Genomic DNA, 18,301 nt, shown 5'->3' with positions numbered 1-18,301 from the left:
AGCTTCTTTTCATGTATTATTTTTGTTTCATTATTTTTTTATCCAGTAGGGGGCATTGCAGGTGAGAATGGAAATTTTAAAAACATGTCTTTTAAGCAGAAAGCAGACTCAGCAAGCTGTGCCTTCTTTTTGTCTTTTATCGATTGAAAAAAGCAGCGGATCGTTAATTATAAATGGAATTAAGCAGGCACTCAGAAAAAAAGCTGTTTTTCTGCTGCATCCAGGCACATCTTTTTCCATTGAAGCGGTAAATGAGGATGAAATAGGCGGCTATATGCTGCTATTCGACTTATATGAGGAACAAAGCCGGACCGCTGGAAAACTGGTATACCAAAAAGTACAGACGTTTTCGGCAGAAGGGCTGGTTTCCTATCACCGTTCGGCGATTTGCCGTCTTCTATCTTCTATACATCATGCCGACCCTCCATATGTGAGGGAAGGAGCAGCGGCAGAACTGATTCACTGGCTTTCTGATCAGCCGTCATCCATTCGGCTTGAAGACAATGAAGAGCGTATTCATCAAACACTTGGTTATATGAGCACTTGTTTTACTGAACCTATCACCCTGTCAGGGCTGGCTGAAATGGCCGGTATGAACCCGGCGTATTATTCTCATCTGTTTAAACAAAAAATGAATAAGACACCGATGGAATGGCTGACCCATCTCCGGCTGAACACGGCGAAAGAGCTGCTTTTAGCAGGAGAGATTAAAATCAAGGAAGGCGCCCGCCGAACCGGGTATCAGGATGAACATTATTTCAGCCGCCGGTTTAAGCAGACCTTCGGTATTTCTCCGTCCCATTACAATAGAAGACATATTAAAAAAGTGATTTCTCTTTCTTATCCGTATACCGACCATTTGCTTGCATTGGGCGTAACTCCTGCAGCCGGCCAGCTTCAGGAAAGCTTCGACGGCCGAATAAAAGAGCTGACGCTTCCTTATCATGCGAACGAGCCATGGGATATTCAGCGGCAGTTTTTTTAGAACAGAGACCGGACTTAATTCTGTGTAAAAACAACGTCGCCGGTATGGCGAAAGAGCATATTGGGGACATTGCTCCTGTTGTATCCATTGACTGGACAAGCATGGACGTATACAGCCATGCAGAAACCATTGCCCGCTTGCTGGGAAAAGAAGAGGCTTTTTCAGCATGGCATGCAGCGCATAACAAAAAAGTCAGAGAAGCACGGGCTTCAGTAGAAAACCGGATTGGAACAGGAAGATCTGCTGCTATTTGGAGTGTAACCAACAAGGGAGTCCGGATGTATGGAGCCCGTAATATGGGACATGTATTTTATCGGCTGCTGGGCTTTCGTGCTCCTGAGTATATTCAGGAAAAGATAGAGGAACATCCAATGGGTACAATGTTTACCTGGATGCCCGCTTCTCTTGAACTGATGAAGAGGGATAGAAGTGATTTCATGTGGATTGTCACGGATAGTGACCACCGCCGGCGGATGATGGAGCATGAAATTAAAATGGATCCTCTCTTGTCAGCCCATCCCGCTGTTCAAAATGGCCGCTGCTTTTTCCTGGACTGGCAGAAGTGGAGTGTGTATGCGCCTCTTGGTATTGAGAAACAGCTTGAGGAAGCCGTGTTTTGTTTACGATCTTACGAAAACTGAAGCATGCCGTTGTAAGTAAAGGGGTACTTGACTAGCTGCTACGATAAAGGTGGGAAGCGTTGATCGGATTTTGAAACCAACACCCCTCTACGCACTTATTATCTCAAAACGCAATAAAAACCGCCTTTTTTAGGTGGTTTTTTATTTTGCTTCTGCTGTGTAAAGGTATGAGGCTTTTTTACAACGGTTCGTCCATACAAATGATAAATATTTTCTCAGATAGAGCAGCAAGCATGCCGATTACAGCTCGATATTCGCCCATTGTTCGTTCATAACTATATGAGTACTTTGTTCGGCATTGGGACGGGCAGCGAATGCGTTAGATTTATGCACATGAACAAATAGATTTATTTACGCCCCCTGAACTAGATGAAAGGCGGTGCGTATTTTCAAAGAGCCGGGCATATTGGAGGGCATAAAGAGGCTTCTTACTAGTTCCACATAAGAGTACTAGCATTTAGCTGGCATCTACTTTTGTTCGTTACATATGAAGATTAAGGCTATATAGAAGAAACACGGAATACAGCCGTCAGCTTAATATTATCTTTCAACTTCTCTTCTCTCTTTTCAGTACAGGCAGCTATAAATGTCAAGGTGGCCGCTGATTCTAAAATAAATACTCCTTCTGATGTTCATTGTCTCACTTCTTTCTCCTCTAAATCTCTTTTTCTGAATAGAATGGAATTTTAACGATAATGATTTTTCTTTTTACGAAAAAGGATGACTTACATACTTAAAGACTGTGAAGCAATCGTCGATACATACATTAAAGACAGAAGGAATAGGAGCGGTGGGAGTGGGAAAAATGAAAAGCATTGCGTGGAAGTTGTCAGCTTTAATTATCGGACTGTTTTTGCTTTTATTTGCCGTGTACGCCATTATGACGAACATGAAGCTTTATGATAAAAGTTTAGAAGATACGGAAGCATATACCGTCAGAACTACGCAATTGTCAGCAGCCAAAATTGGTGATCGATTAAGTGAGACAGAAGAAATGCTGAGCACAATGAAATTCATACTTGAATCTCTTAAAGCCGAAGGAAAGTTGTCCGAAGAAGATGTCCTGCGCAGTTTGAAGACTAATCTGGATGGAAACGAGCATTTATTTGCAGTCGGTGCCGTTATTGAGCCAAAAGAAGCTTTAGCTGGAAAAGATACAGATGAGGCACTTAGGGACAAGGAGAAGCGGTTTGTCCCCTACGTATTTAAAGGAGAAAGTGGTATGGAAACGGAGGGGATTACCGGCTATCAAGAAGAGGAAAGCAGCTGGTATCAGGTCCCGCGAAAAGAGCACCGGGCTGTTTTAACAGAGCCATATGAATACGAAGCAGGTGGAAGAACAATTAATATGGCAACCCTTGCTTTGCCGCTTTTTGATGAATCTGGTGCTTTTTTTGGTGTTTTGACCGCTGATTTTTCTATTGATTTCATGGGAGAGCTGGCAGTTGAGAGTGCACCGGCGGACGGGTACAACCGGATTTTAACGGATCACGGGGTGATTGTTGCAGACAGTACCGATGCAGATCAGGCAGGCCAAAACATCTCTGAAACGCTTGATTGGAAGGCAATTAAGGCGGAAATCGATAAAGGGAAGGAATCGACTTTATATGCAGAATCAAAGAGCCTCGGCGAAAACTCTTTTAATGTATTTGCGCCTGTAGTTGTGGAAGGAATAGAAGAAACATGGTCTGTTTTAGCTGTCGTTCCAAAATCAAGCATTCTGCAGACTTTCAACCAGACACTTCTTTTTACGGTTATTGCAGCGATTGTTATGATTTTGATTATGACGATCGCAACTGTTCTTTTTATTCACCGCCAATTGAAGCCGCTGCACTCTTTACGTTCATCTATTGAAACGGCGGCCACAGGAGATTTAACGCAAAAAGTGGATGAAACAAAGCTTCGCGATGATGAAATTGGTGCCGTGGCGCAGGCGTTTAATCATATGCTTGACCGAGTGGGGGAAGTTGTTCAAACGGTTCGGTCATCAACCGTACATTTGAACGAGTCGACCAGCCGGGTTCATCACGTTTTTGAAGAAGTCGTGGCATCAAGCAGCGAGGTATCCATTGCTATTGATGAAATCGCCCAAGGAGCCTCTAAACAGTCTGAAGACACCGAAGATACAGGGAATCAAATGGCGCAGTTGTCTGACCGTATCGACGCGTTATCCCAATTATCTATCGTAATGAATGAGTTATCACAACAGGCGGGGAGCCGAGCACAGGACGGTTTGGTGCAGGTGGAGCAACTTCAGGATCGTAATGAAGCGGCTAACAACATGAATAGACGCGTTAAAGAGCAAATGCAGGGGTTAGCAGAGAAAATCAATGAAATCGAAATCGTTATTGAATCCATTCATAGCATTACGGCTCAGACCAATCTATTGGCACTTAATGCATCTATTGAAGCAGCAAGGGCTGGCGAGCACGGCAAGGGATTCGCTGTTGTAGCAGAAGAGGTACGCAAGTTAGCTGAGCAATCTCGAAGCGAAACCGAAGTGATTCAAAAAACAGTTCAGGATATTTTAACGGCATCTAGTCAAGCCTCCGTTGTAGTGGATGAGAACTTATCTTTAATGCAAGGGCAAAATGAGTCCGTATTAAGCACACAGGAAGCATTTGCAACCCAAGCGGAAATCGCCGGCCGAATTACCGGGGCAGTCGGTGATCTAACAAAAAGATTAAACGAAATGATTGGCCAGAAAGAGCAAGCGCTTTTGTCCATTCAAAGCGTATCCGCAATCTCAGAAGAAACAGCAGCATCCGCTGAGGAGGTAAGTGCTTCTGCGGCAGAGCAGCAAAATGAGCTTCAGCTTGTAGCGGAGGCAACGGACAATATGAACCGAATTGCCGGTGAACTGCAGGAGGCAGTCAATCAATTTCGAGTATAAACACAAAAAGGCTTGCCGGCATATAAACTGCACCCCCATTGTTAGACACAATTAACAATGGGAAGTGTAGTTTTTTTATGACTAAATATGACAGTGACACTAAATTTTCAGCTGTCCAAGAGTTCAGGGCATAGATCATTTCATTGAAGAGTTAGAAAGCTGCAAGACGTATTATAATCAGAAACGAATCAAGGTAAAATTAAAGGGTATACCTCCGGTTCAGTACCGGAATCATACCCAGGAAGCTGCTTAATATTTGTGTTTAACTTTTTGGATTCAGATCACAAACAAAGGCTCTTTTTTCGATAATTAAGTTTCATTGGTTGTAAATCGAACAAGGTGAATAATTAGATAGAAGATCTCTTCTTTGGTGCTGTATTTGCCAGTCATACTTTCGCAGTAGGCAGCAATGGATTGGGCGCATTTGAACTCCTTTGGATATTTGGTTTTGTGATGGTCGTATAGAAATGAATCTTTGGAATTCAGTTGTTTGTTGTCGAAGATTCGTCGGATAAAGTATTGCAGGTGGGTGACGAATCGGTTGTATCTCATGGATCGGTGATCAAGCTTGACTTTTAATTGATACTGTACGATGTTGAGTATGTCTTTGAGCATGGTAACAGCGAGTACAGTGTTTTCAAAGTTTTCTTCCTCGTTTTTGGCATTGACGAGGTGAAAGGCGATATTGCCGGCTTCTTCTTCTGGTAAATTGATGTGCAGATGCTCGTTTAGGTGTGTGATAACGATCATGCCTGCTGCGTACTCTTCCGGGTAGTGAATGCGTACATCATTTAAGAGTTTGTTTTGTAAGATTACACCTTTTTTGACGCGGTCGATGGCAAAGGCGATATGGTCGAGTAGCATTAAGAAGTAGCGGTCGTCGAGTTCGTTACGCCAATGGAATTTCATTTCTTCAAGTGCGCTATTGATTGTGCCCAAATAGTCTCGTGGGATGCTTTCGAGCAGGTGGACATATTCTTGTTTTGTGCGCTGATCGTTTGGCGTGAAGATTTTTTCGATAGAGCTTTCCTGAATGAGATCGCCTTCTTTGCTGTTGAAGCCAAGGCCTTTTCCCATGACAATGATTTCTTGACCGTTTTCATCGCTTGAGAGCACAAGGCTGTTATTTAATATTTTTTCTACCTTCATAAATCATCACCATTCTTATCGTGACATTTACCTGCTTCGGCATAGCCCTTCGTTTCCGTTGGATGTAATGACACGTTGATACCAGTAAAAACTGTCTTTTTTGATTCGGCTCATATCTTTTAAGTCAAATTCTCCTCGGTTTACGTAAATGAATCCGTATCGTTTAGCGTAGCCTTGGTGCGTGCTGACAACGTCTATCGCCGCCCATGGGCAGTAACCGAACACTTCAACGCCGTCGGAAAGAGCCCATTGAATTTGTTCAAGATGTACTCGGATAAAGTCAATTCGGTAATCGTCGTGAACACATCCATCTTCTGTAAGTTCGTCGGGTGCGCCGATGCCGTTTTCAGTAATGATAATCGGCAGCTGGTACCGTTCGTATACTTTTCTCAAGGTGAGGCGCAAGCCAACCGGATCGATGACCCAGCCATATTTTGTTTTATCAACGTATGGGTTTTCCTCTGGTCGATAGACGCCGGGTTCGCCCAGCATGATTTGCTGGTCACCAGCTCGAGGGCTTACGTCACTTGCGTCTCCCGTACTCTCTGCAATCGTTGCGGTCGAGTAATAATTGATGGCAATAAAGTCAGGCTGCCCCTGTTGGATCGCAATCAAGTCCCCCTTTTCAATTGTAGGTGTCCAGTCGCGCTCTGCTAGATAACTCCATAATAATCGGTTGTACCTTCCATGTACAGCAAGATCGAGAAAACTCCAGCCGCGGAGTGTTTCCCAGTTATGAGCAGCAATCGCGTCTGCTGGTTTGCTCGTTGCTTGGTACATGGACGTCATATTTAGTGCGGGTCCAATTTTTGCGTGTGGACAGAGTTCGTGGCAGAGCGACATTACCTTTCCTTGTGCAACGAGCATATGGTGGTTTTGCTGATAGAGCTCCTTTTTCGATGGCAACGATCCGCCTTTTGGAATGCCAACAGCGCCAGGATGTAAAATAAGTGTGTTTTGTTCATTAATCGTGAGCCAGTGCAGGACTTTGCTGCCAAAGTGCTCAAATAAAATACGGGCATAGTTTTCGAAGGCATCGATTGTTTCGCGGTTATTCCATCCGCCTTTTTCTTCAAGTGCGTAAGGGAGGTCAAAATGGTACAGCGTGACGATGGGTTCAATTCCATAATGAAGTAATTCGTCGATAATACGCTCGTAGTGGGCGAGTCCTTTTTCATTAATCGTTCCGGTGCCTTCTGGTAAAATGCGCGTCCAAGCGATAGAAAAACGGTATGCTTTTAGACCGAGCTCATGAAACAGTTTGATGTCTTCTTTGTAGTGATGGTAGTGGTCGCTCGCTACAGTGAAGCCGGCTTTGCCTTCTGGATGATCCATCATATCAATAACTGATTTTCCCTTGCCGTCTTCATTCCAAGCGCCTTCTACTTGATAAGCAGAGGTGGAAGCCCCCCAAAGAAAATTCTTTGGGAATGGCTTCAGGTTTGTGTAATGCATGATTTATGCCTCCAGTTTGGTAATGTGCATCAGTGGTTCGCCTAAAGAAATACGCTTTTCTTTAATTGAATCCAATTCGTTAAATTCGTCATGGTTAGTGATGATAACCGGTGTGACGGTTTCATACCCTTTTGCCTGAATGGATTGACGGTCGAACGTAACGAGTATATCTCCTTTTTCTACCCGGTCCCCTTGTTTTACGTACGTCTCAAAGTATTCCCCTTTTAGGTTTACGGTGTCAATTCCCACGTGGATCAATAATTCAGTGCCATTGTCACTTCGAAGACCAACGGCATGCTTAGATTCCATCATTGTCACGATCTCACCGGCAAACGGTGCCTTCACTTCATTTTGATCCGGTATAATGGCAATCCCTTTTCCAATCAGTCCATTTGAAAAGACATGATCGTTTACAGTGCTTAGCGGAATGACTTTTCCGGATAGTGGGCTAGCGATAACTTCTGATTGATTCGTTGTTTCCGTTTTTGCATGTGTTTCTGTTATTTCTTCTGCTGGATCTTCAAAGCCTAAAATCCATGTTGCGACAAATGCGACAATAAACGCAATGGCAATGGTAATAAGTGCGTGTATGATATTCATTGGATTCTCCCCGATAAAGGCAGGGATAGCTGCAAGTCCCGGTGAGACGAATGCGTAGCGGACAAGACCAGAAAGCCCGGCATAAATTCCCGCACATGCTCCGCCAATCATCGCTGCGATTAATGGTTTCTTTAATTTAAGCGTAACTCCGTAAAGTGAAGGCTCTGTAATCCCAATTAAGGCAGTGAAACCCGCAGAACCCGCTAGTTGTTTTAGTTCTTTGTTTTTTGTTTTCATCGCAACCGCAAGCGTAGCGGCACCTTGTGCGATGTTGGATGCAAGCATTCCTGGCCCATTAATCATTTCTTGTCCATTATTGGATAGCTGCGTTGTAGCAATAGGAGTCATTGCCCAAGCAGTTCCAGTGATAATTAGGAACGGCTGTAGTCCACCCATCAGCATTGGGATTAACCAGCTCGCACGGTTGTTAATGCCTTCTGCGCCAAGAGCAACGAGATCGTTTAAATATGTGCCAATTGGTCCAATGACAACTAACGCGAGAGGAGCGGTAATGATTAGGATTAACATTGGTTTCAAAAAGAACTTAATGATCGATGGTGAAACACGTTCAGCAAAGCGTTCAATATACGACATAATCCATACAGTAATAATTATCGGTAAAACCGAACCAGCATAATCGGTTAAGCGGACTGGTATCCCCATAAAGAAAAGAGCTTCTTCAGAGGCTAAAACTGATGACCAGTTTGGGTGCAGTAACACGCCAGCAATGGTCATGGATAACACTGGGTTGGTTCCGAATTTAATCGATGCTCCGTATGCAAGTAGTACTGGCATAAAGAAGAACGCTGCATCCGCGACAGTGTTTAAGATAAAGAAAGTTTGACTTTCATCTGTTAATACGCCTGTTAACACAAGCACCGCCAACACGGCTTTGATCATCCCAGCACCAATAATGGCAGGGATAAATGGGGCGAATGTAGTGGAGATGACGCTAATTAAACGAGAAATCATACTCTTTTTTTCTTTCTTCGCGGTACTAGCATTTACACTCGGCTGTTCACTCATTTCGTTTTTGATAGTACGGAAGGCTTGTTGGACTTCATTTCCTACGATGACCTGAAATTGACCGCCTTTATTGACGACTGAGATGACGCCGGGTAACTTTTGGATTTTAGCGGCTTCGATTTTAGAAGAGTCGTAGAATTCAAATCGAAGCCGGGTCGCACAATGGGTTATCATCGCTACATTTTCTTTTCCACCTACAAGTTTTAATATGTCTTTGCCTAGCTGTTTATAATCCATACCATCATCCCCCTTTACGCATTACTGATATGGGTAAAATAAAAAAGACCAAAATAAGATGCACCTATCTCGTTAAGAAATAGAGCAAATTATTTTGGTCTTGCCTGCTTTACCAGTAACACGCCAATTTAATTTGTTGTTTATTATGAAACGCTTACAAATAAATTATCATAACTATTTATGTATTACAAGAGCTTTTTTATAACCTTCTCATTTTTTAATATAGGCTTTTCCAATGTTATGATCCTCTAACAGGTGCACTGTGCTGGCGGAGGTCTTTCGCAATGTTGACTTTGTATACCTTCTGGCGGAGCGTATCATCCGAGAACGGGCAGTAACGGCATTCTTTTGAACACGTAATTTCACTGTTTGACAGGCGGGCTCATAGTTAGGGTCATTCTTGCTTCTTTTTATAAGCATGCGGATTCCGCTTATTGATTTTCTGTAAAATATAAATGCTTCTGATGTAGATTATGAAAGCCTTCGAAGAGAACTTGAAGTGGCAAAACAGGAGAAAACGGCGATAGAAACAAAATATGAGGAGCTTGAGAAAAGAGCACTCACCATGCAGCAAGACTATGAGGATTTAGTAAAGATTAAGATTATGGATAGGGCCAGAAAGATGGTCGTATTCGGTGATGCAGCGGCTAGAAAGCCTTCCATGCAGCTAGAGAACAATAAAGATTTGGAAATAGCAGAGTAAAAAGCATAGCGTATCAGCTGTGCTTTTTTGTATTACTTATACATCTGATAGATAAAACAGACAAACTCAGAGAATTGCTAACGGTCACCAAAAACTTAAACCAATATAAAGATGCCCCTTAAGCAGGTTATTTAGCTTCTTCTCTTCTCAACAAAATGGGATAGAAGCATTATGTTTACAAGTCCCAGCTTGAATGGATTATCTTTTCTAAACAACATTTCTATATACATAAATACAAAAGTGTTTCACTCTAAGGTCTTTTAATATTAAGACCCTATATAAAGACCCTTATTGTTTATTAATAGTGTTAATTAAGTGAATGAATCTAAAGGTATTTACCAATTTAGCAGCAGTAAAATTTTGTTGAATGTTGATTTCTCATTGACAGAATTATCTAAACAAGATAACATTTTTATTGTTAACTATTTATTATATTTAGTTAACAATAAACCAGAATTACTTTCAAAGTAACAGCCATGATTTGACCGGCTATGTTAAATCTTAAAATGGAGGCTTGGTAAAAAACATGCAAGAAAATAAGTATTATAGCGTTAGAATGAGAGCGTCCAAGAATCAATCTCATGAAAAAGGCGGACAGCACCTATCAGGCGGTGAACAGCTGGTTACATACAGCGATATTAAACAAGCAGTTGATGCTCTGCTGGCTAAAAGCTTGTCTCACTCTAGAGGAAAACCGGATTTTATGCAGATTCAATTTGAGCGCGTAGACGGTCTGGTTCAGCATCTTAACCCTCTGCCGGTTACAACTAACACGGTTCATTCTACTGAACAAGGGCAGCAGTTGGCCCGGCAGCTGCTAGAAAAAGCAGGTATTCCACCGCAAACTATTCAAAAAGCTTACCAGCTTCTCATGAAATATTCTGGACTTAGCGGAGCGATGCTCGTAGATATTCATTCCGGAAAAAGATTGGACGAACCAAACCAAAAAGGCATTCGGGTGTCTAGAATGGATTGGCCCGAGGAAAATTTCAAGAAATGGACTCTATTTAGCCAGATGGCTCCAAGTGCTCGAGTAAAAGAAGCTATGACGCTTGCCGTAAAAGTAAGCGGGCATCCGGCCGCAGTAGCAGAACTATGCTGGTCAGATGATCCTGATTACGTAACCGGCTATGTAGCCGGCAAACAAATCGGCTATCAGCGCATTACAAATTTAAAAGAATACGGTGACGAACGGGGCTGCCGCATTTTTTTTGTGAACGGCTTGGAAGATATAACCGATTACATACGTTACTTGAAAACACAGCCTGTTTTGGTGCAGTGGGAGGAACACAATGACATATGAACTAATTGAGAAAAGCAAAAAGTATCTTTGGCTTCCGTTTACGCAAATGAAAGATTATGATGAACAGCCCTTTATTGTTGAAAGTGGGGAAGGCATTAAAGTAAAAGACATTCATGGAAAAGAATATTACGATGGATTTTCTTCGGTGTGGCTCAATGTACATGGACATCGTAAAAAAGAGCTGGATGAAGCCATTAAACAACAGCTTGACAAAATTGCCCATTCTACATTGCTTGGCATGACCAATGTTCCGGCAACAGAGCTTGCTGAAAAGCTTGTTGGCATCAGCCCGGAAAATCTGACACGTGTTTTTTATTCAGACAGCGGGGCCGAAGCTATGGAAATTGCACTGAAGATGGCGTTTCAATACTGGCAAAATATCGGAAAACCGAGAAAGCAGAAATTTGTATCTATGAGAAATGGCTATCACGGCGATACCATTGGCGCTGTTAGTGTCGGTTCAATAGAGCTGTTTCACCATGTATACGGACCACTAATGTTTGACAGTTTCAAGGCACCGATTCCGTATGTGTACCGTTCGAAAAGCAGTGATCCGGCCACCTGCCGTGATGAATGCCTCCGGGAGCTTGAGCAGCTGCTGGCAGAACACCACAATGATATTGCTGCTCTTTCCATTGAGTCAATGGTTCAAGGTGCGGCAGGCATGATTGTTATGCCAGAAGGATTTTTGTCAGGCGTACGCCGGCTTTGCACCCAGTATGATGTATTAATGATTGTAGATGAAGTAGCAACCGGCTTCGGGCGCACTGGGAAAATGTTTGCCTGTGAGCATGAAGGCGTACAGCCGGACTTGATGGCGGCTGGTAAAGGTATTACGGGAGGATATCTGCCCATCGCAGTAACATTTGCGACAGAACAAATTTACGAAGCATTTTATGATGATTACACAAAATTAAAAACTTTTTTTCATGGCCATTCCTATACTGGAAACCAGCTTGGCTGCGCAGTAGCGCTGGAAAATCTGCGTTTGTTTGAATCCGAAAACATTGTACATACAGTTGCAGAAAAAAGTTCGGAACTAAACCAGCTTCTCAGCGGGCTGAATGAATTGCCATGCGTGGGAGACATCCGGCAGCTCGGGTTTATGTGCGGCATCGAGCTTGTTCAATCTAAACAAACAAAACAGCCATTCCCCGCAAATGGGCGAATCGGTTATCATGTTTCTTTGAAAATGAGGGAGCTTGGCATGCTGACACGGCCGCTTGGTGATGTCATTGTATTTATGCCGCCGCTTGTGAGCACCAAAGAAGATCTGCAGGCGATGATTGCGATTATGAAACAAGCCATTATGGAGGTAACTAACGTTGCAATTCGATGACTGGCTCAGTGGGCGTCTTTTGCAAACAAGAAAAGCTGGTCTGTACCGGACATTACGGACCATGCAGGGGGCTCCACACACCGAGATGGTCATTGACGGTGAAGAACAGATTGTTTGTTCGTCCAATAATTATTTGGGACTGGCTGCTGACGAACGGCTTATCGATGCTGCTCAATCAGCCCTGACGACATTTGGTTCGGGAAGCAGCGGATCACGGTTAACCACAGGCAATACGGAATGGCATGAAAAACTGGAAAAAAAGCTGGCCCATTTTAAGCACACCGAAGCAGCGCTGCTGTTTTCAAGCGGCTATTTAGCAAACATTGGTGTGCTGTCATCACTCCCTGAGAAAGGAGACGTTATTTTAAGCGACCGCTTCAACCATGCCAGTATTATTGACGGGTGCCGGCTGTCAAAAGCAAAAACGGTCATTTACGAGCACATTAATATGCACGACCTGGAAAGCAGGCTTCAAGAAACACAGCAGCATGCACGTCGGTTTATTGTAACAGATGGGGTGTTTAGCATGGACGGAACCATCACGCCATTGCCAGAGCTTATGCGCTTGGCTAAGCGCTATCATGCTTACGTCATTGTGGATGACGCCCATGCAACAGGTGTGTTAGGGAAATACGGGCGGGGAACGAGTGAACATTTCGGCGTGCAGCCTGATGTTGTGATTGGCACATTAAGCAAGGCAGCGGGGACAGAAGGAGGATTTGCTGCCGGTTCTCAAATGCTAATTGATTTTTTACGCAACCATGCGCGTACGTTTATTTTCCAAACGGCCATGGCACCTGCCAGCTGTGCCGCTTCGTTTGCTGCTCTTGAAATCATTGAACAAAGTGAAAAGAAACGAATACGATTATCTGCATATATAACCAAAATAAAAACGGGATTAACCAAAATGGGCTACTTTGTCAAAGGAGATTTCACGCCCATTATTCCTGTTATGATCGGCCAGGCAGAAAAAGCAGTACTGTTTTCCCGAAAACTACAGGAACAAGGCATTTATGCGCCTGCCATTCGGCCGCCGACTGTGCCAGAAGGCGAAAGCAGGATTCGGCTGACAGTTACGGCAGATCATACGGAAAAAGAAATTCAGCATATACTGGCCTCATTTAATTTGATTGGAAAAGAGCTGAGGATCATTTGAAAAATGGATTTTTTATCACAGGTACGGATACAGAGGTAGGGAAAACGGTTGTTTCCTGCAGTTTAGCAGCGCTTTTAAGAAAAGAAACAGGAGACGTGGGAGTATTTAAGCCGTTTTTAAGCGGAATAAACCGAGAACATCCGGACAGCGATACAAGCTGGCTGAAGAAAATGTCTGAAACGGCTTTATCCCATGAAGAGATTACACCTTTTGCATTTAAAGAGCCGCTTGCTCCATATACGGCCGGCAAGCTCGAAGGCGAAACAGTGGAATTAGACGACATGCTCAGCCACTGGTCACGAATCAAGCAAAAACACACCTCTTTTATTGTTGAAGGAGCCGGCGGTATTTCAGTACAGCTCGGCGAAGATTTTCTGGTCAGCGATATGATTAAAGCACTTGACCTTCCCGTCATCATTGTAGCCCGGCCTAATCTCGGTACACTGAATCACACATTTTTAACCGTTCATTATGCCAAAAGCAAAGGGCTGAAAATTGCCGGCATTATTATTAACGGAATCAGTGAAAATCCAGGCTTAGATGAACAAACCAATCCGGAATCCATGAAGCAGCTTTGCGGGGTGCCGATTTTAGGCATGACACCTAAGCTTCATGAAATCTCAAAAGAAAGTATTGAAGATATGGCACAAAAATATTTAAATACAGAACTGATTTTACATCAAATGGAGAGCGTAAAATGAATAAGTGGTCAAGTTTGGCGGAGCAAGTACTGCTCGGGAGAAACCTTACAAATGAAGAAGCACTCTCTATTTTGAATTGCCCCGATGAAGACGTTTTGCTGCTGATGCATGCAGCTTTTCAAATACGGAAAAAATATTACGGAAAAAAAGTGAAATTAAATATGATTATGAATGCAAAGTCGGGGTTATGTCCAGAGAACTGCGGCTACTGTTCACAATCAGCGGTTTCAACGGCACCAGTGAAAGCATACCGGATGGTTAACATAGAGACGCTGCTTGAAGGCGCCAAGCGTGCCCATGATTTAAATATCGGTACATATTGCATTGTAGCGAGTGGCAGAGGGCCGTCCAATAAAGAAGTAGATCAAGTAGTTGAAGCAGTGAAAGAAATCAAAGATACATACGGGCTAAAGGTTTGCGCGTGCCTTGGATTGTTAAAGCCAGAGCAGGCTGTGCGTTTAAAGGAAGCCGGCGTAGACCGGTATAATCATAATATCAATACATCGAAAAGCAACCATGCCAATATCACGACATCACATACATATGATGACCGGGTAAATACCGTTGAAATGGCTAAAGAATCCGGAATGTCCCCTTGCTCAGGCGTTATTATCGGCATGAAAGAAACCAAACAAGATGTAGTCGATATGGCTAACAGTTTAAAAGCACTAGATGCAGATTCGATCCCAGTTAACTTTTTGCATGCGATAGATGGCACAATGTTAGAAGGTGTAAATGAACTAAATCCGCTTTATTGTTTAAAAGTACTGGCATTGTTCCGTTTTATCAATCTGACGAAAGAGATCCGTATTTCCGGCGGACGTGAAGTGAATCTTCGTTCTTTACAGCCGTTAGGGTTGTATGCTGCTAATTCTATTTTTGTCGGTGATTACTTAACAACGGCTGGGCAGGAAGAAACCGAAGATCATAAAATGCTGTCGGATCTGGGATTTGAAGTAGAGTCTGTACAAGAAATGAAAGACAGCCTGGCAGCCGGAAAATAAAAGTAGAAAAAGCAATCGGTACACCACCGGTTGCTTTTTCTCCCGCTATTACTTTTCCATTCAATTAAAGCTATGAAAATTTCCTGTATAAAAGAATTATATTTGGAGGAATAACATGACAACCAACTTGCACGATATACCGCCATTGTACGTTGCTTCCCAGGAATTTTTACAAAACCCATATCCTTTTTATGAAACACTTCGTTCCATTCATCCTGTTTATAAAGGAAGCTTATTAAAATATCATGGCTGGTTTATAACGGGTTATGAAGAAGTAGTAGCAGTGTTGAAAGATACTCGGTTCCAAAGCCGCTTCCCACTTCCAGAAGCATCTAAAAAATATGAACAGCTTAAAAATATTCAAAGTGGCATGATGCTGTTTAAAAACCAGCAGGATCACAAGCGCCTTCGTCTGCTTGTCAGCCAAGCATTTACGCGAAAAACGGTGGAACGCTGCCGGCCTTTTATACAAGAAACGGTGAACGATTTGCTTAAACAGGTCTATGACAATAAAAAGATGGATGTTGTATCAGATTTTGCGTTTCCATTAGCAAGCCTCGTGATTGCTAAAATTCTAGGAGTACCAGAAGAGGATCGGTATCAATTTAAAGAATGGACAGCTGCCTTTATCCAAACGATCGACTTTACCCGGTCCCGAAAAACATTAGCAAACGGCACCGAGATAACCAGAAAAGTATTAATATATTTTAAAGAGTTAATCGAAAAGCGGAGAGAAGAGCCACAGGATGATTTAATCAGCCGGCTTATCCAAGAAGAACAGCAGGGAGATAAACTGAGCTATGATGAACTGCTGGCAGCCTGCATACTACTAATGATTGCCGGACACGAAACTACGGTGAACCTGATTAGCAATTCAATTCTTTCCTTATTACAAAATCCGGAGCAGTTGAAAAAATTACGAAGCCAGCCTCACTTGATTGAAACAGCAGTAGAGGAATTCCTGCGTTTTGAAAGTCCTGCGCAGCTGATAGCTCGCACTGCCTCAGAAAATATTGCGGTAGGGGAAACTACTATTCAAAAAGGAGAACAGGTTTATCTTCTTTTAGGAGCGGCTAATCGAGACTCTAAAAAATTCATGAATGCCCACATGCTCGATATTACAAGAAGCCCCAACCCACACCTTGCATTTGGCTATGGTGTTCATTTTTGTTTAGGTTCTTCACTAGCACGGACAGAAGCACAAATTGCGATTCAGGCCCTTGTGCAAAATACTACAAACTTGCAATTGTCATCATCTAACCTACACTATCGACAGTTAATTGGCTTTAGGTCTCTAGCAGAATTGCCGGTGACTTTTGATTAAAAATCGACTTTTCGGGAGAGACATAAACAATAGTAAAGAATAAAAAACGGTCAAACACTTTAAAGTCCTTCGTTATTAAATAGAAGAAGACCCTGTTTTAATAAATGCTGATTAAAACAGGGTCATGTTCCTTTACATTAATATATAATTGGTATCAACACACTTTTCTTATAAGAAGTTAAAAAAACAGACCCATTTAGAGTCTGTTTTGATTGGCGGCTAATTATAATTTATGAACATTAACGGCTTGAGGCCCTCTTTGACCTTGTTCAACCTCAAATTCCACTTCTTGTCCTTCATCAAGATTCTTGAAACCTTCACCTTGTATTGCTGAGAAATGTACAAATACATCTTCTCCGCCGTTACGTTCAATAAATCCAAATCCCTTTTCACCATTAAACCACTTAACTTTTCCGCGTTCCATTATTTATATGCCTCCTTACATTCGAATCCGTTTTATTATACCCAAATTGAATTGTTTTAAACTTTTTACAAATAAAAAAAGACTCCCATAAAGGAACCGATGATTATCATGATGTTTTTATTTTTTCGCTCTTTTCTTAACGCTCTTTTAGAAAAGAATGTTGCTTTTTGATTTATTTTAAAGCAACAATCAATACGAAAACAGTATTTTTTAAAATGGATTTAAAACACGAGTAAGCAAAATAAAAGCCGCAAGACGGGGGACGTTATCTCTTTTTTCGTCCGGATTTTGCCATATCCTATCATAATGCACCCGTATTCCCGCTTACGGAGTTTTTGCTTGTGTGCTTATCAAGTGCTTGCCCTTTATAATACTCTCAGGAATCTTGACTACTAGTAATTAGGTAAACACGGGGGTAGCACTCTAAATTTTCAGATTTCAATATAGCATCAATTGGGTAGAAAACAGAACATAGTAAAAAAGAACCCGAGAAAAAACCGGGCTTTGTTACGTATGTATGTGTGAATCACTTACTTACATTTTTGTTTCAATCCATCGAATCATACTGTTTAAATCCTTAATCCCAGCATCAATAATCTGTTCAAGTCCAACGGACAATTTTTGATTTTGTTCCAGCTGATCTCTGCGTGACTGCATTTCCTCTAAAATCTCCCGTACAGTAAGTGACTGATTTTAGTGTTGACAATCCAAAATCCCCACATAAGGAAGCCAATAAATACTATATATTATAAAAAATTTTGGACAGTTAAAGGGGAGAACTTATAATGGGTTTATTTGCAGCTTTGGGAGTACTTATTTTATATTTTTCCTAAAATTTCAGTTTTAGGAAAATTTAATAACAAAAAAGCAGGCACTTAAATGGCAGACCGCTTAACTTACTTTTTTAATAATCGGCTTATAGTAATTTACGAAATCTTTGTTTCCGACAAGCGTTTCTTGAATAATCCGATGGATAGCACCTTTGACGAAAGTTTCAATATTTGAGTGATCAATCATCTTTAGAACAGCCAGTACTTTCTTATGACCGCCACGATCTGAAACAGCTTGAATATAATCGGCTACCGTAAGATAGTATCCATTGAATTCAAATTTTTTATCGGCTTCGATTCCATGTTCAATGACGATAATCTTATATAACTCGTTATAAGGTTCCATATGTGAAGCCTCCTAAAGTTTTAAATAAGATTAGTTTACTCAGAGTCTTATGTTAATATACATATTATTTATTGCTTCGTTAGCTTTCAAAGAATAACAGGGAAAAACACGAAGGGTTAATGTAAATTAGTTTTTAATTTTAGTTTGGATAAGCTATATTACCAGCAGTAAAAGTGTTTCGCCTC

At 42.0% G+C, this 18,301-nt stretch carries 16 protein-coding genes and 1 pseudogene; 11 read left to right on the top strand and 6 right to left on the bottom strand.

What is annotated here, in order from left to right:
* Positions 1-67 precede the first annotated feature (67 nt).
* The 4 genes and pseudogenes from RG959_RS13420 to RG959_RS13405 form a co-directional block, all read left to right on the top strand.
* Positions 68-985: a helix-turn-helix transcriptional regulator gene (locus RG959_RS13420; RefSeq protein ID WP_342797556.1), complete on the top strand. Its 918-nt coding sequence runs from the start codon at positions 68-70 to the stop codon at positions 983-985.
* Positions 958-1,626 (top strand): ABC transporter substrate-binding protein, encoded by a 669-nt coding sequence (locus RG959_RS13415; RefSeq protein WP_342797528.1) that lies wholly within the window; start codon positions 958-960, stop codon positions 1,624-1,626. Before RG959_RS13420 ends, RG959_RS13415 begins: the two co-directional genes overlap by 28 nt.
* A gap of 805 nt (positions 1,627-2,431) precedes the next feature.
* Positions 2,432-4,519, top strand: a complete 2,088-nt coding sequence (locus RG959_RS13410) for a methyl-accepting chemotaxis protein (RefSeq protein ID WP_342797555.1) — start codon at positions 2,432-2,434, stop codon at positions 4,517-4,519.
* 142 nt (positions 4,520-4,661) lie between these two features.
* A pseudogene (locus RG959_RS13405) lies at positions 4,662-4,772 on the top strand (IS3 family transposase); the annotation flags it as partial.
* Positions 4,773-4,828: 56 nt separating this feature from the next.
* Here the strand turns inward: RG959_RS13405 and RG959_RS13400 are convergent.
* The 3 genes from RG959_RS13400 to RG959_RS13390 are packed head-to-tail and all read right to left on the bottom strand — an operon-like array spanning position 4,829 to position 8,986.
* On the bottom strand, positions 4,829-5,668 hold the full coding sequence (locus RG959_RS13400) for a PRD domain-containing protein (protein ID WP_342797527.1): 840 nt from the start codon (positions 5,666-5,668) through the stop codon (positions 4,829-4,831).
* A gap of 27 nt (positions 5,669-5,695) precedes the next feature.
* Positions 5,696-7,123, bottom strand: coding sequence for a glycoside hydrolase family 1 protein (locus RG959_RS13395; RefSeq protein WP_342797526.1), 1,428 nt, complete (start codon positions 7,121-7,123; stop codon positions 5,696-5,698).
* Positions 7,124-7,126: 3 nt separating this feature from the next.
* Positions 7,127-8,986, bottom strand: coding sequence for a beta-glucoside-specific PTS transporter subunit IIABC (locus RG959_RS13390; protein ID WP_342797525.1), 1,860 nt, complete (start codon positions 8,984-8,986; stop codon positions 7,127-7,129).
* A 499-nt stretch (positions 8,987-9,485) separates the two neighbouring features.
* Between RG959_RS13390 and RG959_RS13385 the strand changes: the two genes are divergently transcribed.
* From RG959_RS13385 to RG959_RS13355, 7 genes are all read left to right on the top strand, one after another.
* Positions 9,486-9,689 (top strand): hypothetical protein, encoded by a 204-nt coding sequence (locus RG959_RS13385; RefSeq protein ID WP_342797524.1) that lies wholly within the window; start codon positions 9,486-9,488, stop codon positions 9,687-9,689.
* A gap of 526 nt (positions 9,690-10,215) precedes the next feature.
* Positions 10,216-10,992, top strand: coding sequence for a 6-carboxyhexanoate--CoA ligase (gene bioW, locus RG959_RS13380; RefSeq protein WP_342797523.1), 777 nt, complete (start codon positions 10,216-10,218; stop codon positions 10,990-10,992).
* The gene (bioA, locus tag RG959_RS13375) at positions 10,982-12,331 is read left to right on the top strand and encodes an adenosylmethionine--8-amino-7-oxononanoate transaminase (protein WP_342797522.1); all 1,350 of its coding nucleotides are present in this window, start codon (positions 10,982-10,984) and stop codon (positions 12,329-12,331) included. The genes bioW and bioA overlap by 11 nt, the downstream gene beginning before the upstream one ends.
* Complete coding sequence (gene bioF / locus RG959_RS13370; protein WP_342797521.1) at positions 12,318-13,487, top strand: 8-amino-7-oxononanoate synthase; 1,170 nt, start codon at positions 12,318-12,320, stop codon at positions 13,485-13,487. Before bioA ends, bioF begins: the two co-directional genes overlap by 14 nt.
* A complete protein-coding gene (bioD, locus tag RG959_RS13365) occupies positions 13,484-14,188 on the top strand; it encodes a dethiobiotin synthase (RefSeq protein WP_342797520.1) in 705 nt (234 codons plus the stop codon). Before bioF ends, bioD begins: the two co-directional genes overlap by 4 nt.
* Positions 14,185-15,192, top strand: coding sequence for a biotin synthase BioB (gene bioB, locus RG959_RS13360; RefSeq protein WP_342797519.1), 1,008 nt, complete (start codon positions 14,185-14,187; stop codon positions 15,190-15,192). Before bioD ends, bioB begins: the two co-directional genes overlap by 4 nt.
* 115 nt (positions 15,193-15,307) lie before the next feature.
* A complete protein-coding gene (locus tag RG959_RS13355; RefSeq protein ID WP_342797518.1) occupies positions 15,308-16,516 on the top strand; it encodes a cytochrome P450 in 1,209 nt (402 codons plus the stop codon).
* A gap of 223 nt (positions 16,517-16,739) precedes the next feature.
* Here RG959_RS13355 and RG959_RS13350 read toward each other — a convergent pair whose 3' ends face one another.
* From RG959_RS13350 to RG959_RS13340, 3 genes are all read right to left on the bottom strand, one after another.
* Positions 16,740-16,940 carry a cold-shock protein gene (locus tag RG959_RS13350; RefSeq protein ID WP_315692093.1) on the bottom strand — a complete coding sequence of 67 codons (201 nt, stop codon included), beginning with the start codon at positions 16,938-16,940 and terminating at the stop codon, positions 16,740-16,742.
* A 534-nt stretch (positions 16,941-17,474) separates the two neighbouring features.
* The gene (locus RG959_RS13345; RefSeq protein ID WP_342797517.1) at positions 17,475-17,597 is read right to left on the bottom strand and encodes a hypothetical protein; all 123 of its coding nucleotides are present in this window, start codon (positions 17,595-17,597) and stop codon (positions 17,475-17,477) included.
* 234 nt (positions 17,598-17,831) lie between these two features.
* On the bottom strand, positions 17,832-18,116 hold the full coding sequence (locus tag RG959_RS13340) for a hypothetical protein (RefSeq protein ID WP_342797516.1): 285 nt from the start codon (positions 18,114-18,116) through the stop codon (positions 17,832-17,834).
* Between the last annotated feature and the right edge of the window lie 185 nt (positions 18,117-18,301).

Origin of the sequence: Domibacillus sp. 8LH (genome assembly GCF_038806185.1) — a bacterium.
Classification (GTDB): domain Bacteria; phylum Bacillota; class Bacilli; order Bacillales; family Domibacillaceae; genus Domibacillus; species Domibacillus indicus_A.
Note: the sequence above shows the minus strand (reverse complement) of the source record. Positions and strands in the feature narration are given on the sequence as shown.

Excerpts from the sequence above, each read along its gene's own strand:
- RG959_RS13420 (WP_342797556.1), top strand. The coding sequence starts at position 68 with ATGGAAATTTTAAAAACATGTCTTTTAAGCAGAAAGCAGACTCAGCAA.
- RG959_RS13415 (WP_342797528.1), top strand. The coding sequence starts at position 958 with ATGGGATATTCAGCGGCAGTTTTTTTAGAACAGAGACCGGACTTAATT.
- RG959_RS13410 (WP_342797555.1), top strand. The coding sequence starts at position 2,432 with ATGAAAAGCATTGCGTGGAAGTTGTCAGCTTTAATTATCGGACTGTTT.
- RG959_RS13400 (WP_342797527.1), bottom strand. The coding sequence starts at position 5,668 with ATGAAGGTAGAAAAAATATTAAATAACAGCCTTGTGCTCTCAAGCGAT.
- RG959_RS13395 (WP_342797526.1), bottom strand. The coding sequence starts at position 7,123 with ATGCATTACACAAACCTGAAGCCATTCCCAAAGAATTTTCTTTGGGGG.
- RG959_RS13390 (WP_342797525.1), bottom strand. The coding sequence starts at position 8,986 with ATGGATTATAAACAGCTAGGCAAAGACATATTAAAACTTGTAGGTGGA.
- bioW (WP_342797523.1), top strand. The coding sequence starts at position 10,216 with ATGCAAGAAAATAAGTATTATAGCGTTAGAATGAGAGCGTCCAAGAAT.
- bioA (WP_342797522.1), top strand. The coding sequence starts at position 10,982 with ATGACATATGAACTAATTGAGAAAAGCAAAAAGTATCTTTGGCTTCCG.
- bioB (WP_342797519.1), top strand. The coding sequence starts at position 14,185 with ATGAATAAGTGGTCAAGTTTGGCGGAGCAAGTACTGCTCGGGAGAAAC.
- RG959_RS13355 (WP_342797518.1), top strand. The coding sequence starts at position 15,308 with ATGACAACCAACTTGCACGATATACCGCCATTGTACGTTGCTTCCCAG.
- RG959_RS13350 (WP_315692093.1), bottom strand. The coding sequence starts at position 16,940 with ATGGAACGCGGAAAAGTTAAGTGGTTTAATGGTGAAAAGGGATTTGGA.
- RG959_RS13345 (WP_342797517.1), bottom strand. The coding sequence starts at position 17,597 with ATGCAGTCACGCAGAGATCAGCTGGAACAAAATCAAAAATTGTCCGTT.
- RG959_RS13340 (WP_342797516.1), bottom strand. The coding sequence starts at position 18,116 with ATGGAACCTTATAACGAGTTATATAAGATTATCGTCATTGAACATGGA.